At 43.2% G+C, this 1,083-nt stretch carries 1 protein-coding gene; it reads left to right on the top strand.

The window, feature by feature from the left end:
- The first annotated feature begins 168 nt into the window (after nucleotides 1-168).
- The gene (gene rsmA / locus QVO88_RS07900; RefSeq protein ID WP_022287956.1) at nucleotides 169-1,029 is read left to right on the top strand and encodes a 16S rRNA (adenine(1518)-N(6)/adenine(1519)-N(6))-dimethyltransferase RsmA; all 861 of its coding nucleotides are present in this window, start codon (nucleotides 169-171) and stop codon (nucleotides 1,027-1,029) included.
- The last annotated feature ends 54 nt before the right edge of the window (nucleotides 1,030-1,083 follow it).

Below are 1,083 nucleotides of genomic sequence, written 5' to 3'. Positions count from 1 at the left end.
GGTCGGGACGTCGGATTTCTGCAAAGCAGAAATCGCTCCGCTGGGTCATTCCTTACTTCATAGGAATATTATTCTTTTCCAAATCAGTTGACAATCTTTTGTTAATATGATATAATTATTTTGTTAATTTTTTGTCGATTTATCAGTTAATCTGAGGTGTATTAATAAATGGATAATCTTTCTAATATAAGTGTGATAAAAGATGTTCTCGCAAGACATAATTTCACTTTCTCCAAGGCTCTCGGTCAGAACTTCCTGGTGAATCCCTCCGTTTGCCCCAAGATAGCCGAAATGGGCAATGCAAAAAAAGGCTTCGGCATAATCGAGATAGGCACAGGCATAGGCGTTCTCACAAACGAGCTTGCCAAGCGTGCCGACAAGGTGGTGGCTATCGAAATTGACGACAGGCTTATGCCGGTCCTTGCAGAAACTCTTGCAGAATATGACAATGTGAAGATAATAAACGCCGACGTCATGGAAACTGACCTCCATAAGCTTATTGCCGAGGAATTTCAGGGCATGGACGTTGCCGTTTGTGCAAATCTGCCTTACTATATAACCTCGCCCATATTAATGATGCTCCTTGAAGAACGTCTGCCCATAAAGTCTGTTACTGTCATGGTGCAGAAAGAAGCAGGCACACGTCTTTGTGCCCCTATGGGTACAAGAGATATGGGAGCAGTCACAGTGGCAATAAATTATTTTTCTGTACCGAAACTGCTTTTCAACGTATCACGAGGAAGCTTCATGCCCTCGCCTAACGTTGACAGCTGCGTGGTGAGGTTTGATATCCGTGATAAGACCCCCGAGGGCGTGACGGACGAAAAGTTCTTTTTTAAAGTCGCTAGGGGAGCATTTTCACAGCGAAGAAAGACCCTCTCAAATTCCGTATCATCATCAATGGGCATAGATAAATCTATAGTAAATCAGGCGATAGAGCAAAGCGACCTGCCTGCCTCCGTCCGTCCTGAAGCTCTTTCCATGGAACAATTCATAACCTTTTCCGAAACCCTTAGAAAGCTTATCTAATTGTACATAATTTTGTACAGCTAAACCCTGCATTTACATCTGCTTGCGTTATCC

Origin of the sequence: Ruminococcus sp. CAG:57, assembly GCF_000435935.1 — a bacterium.
Taxonomy (GTDB): domain Bacteria; phylum Bacillota; class Clostridia; order Oscillospirales; family Ruminococcaceae; genus Hominimerdicola; species Hominimerdicola aceti.
This window is presented reverse-complemented; position numbering and strand designations above follow the sequence as displayed.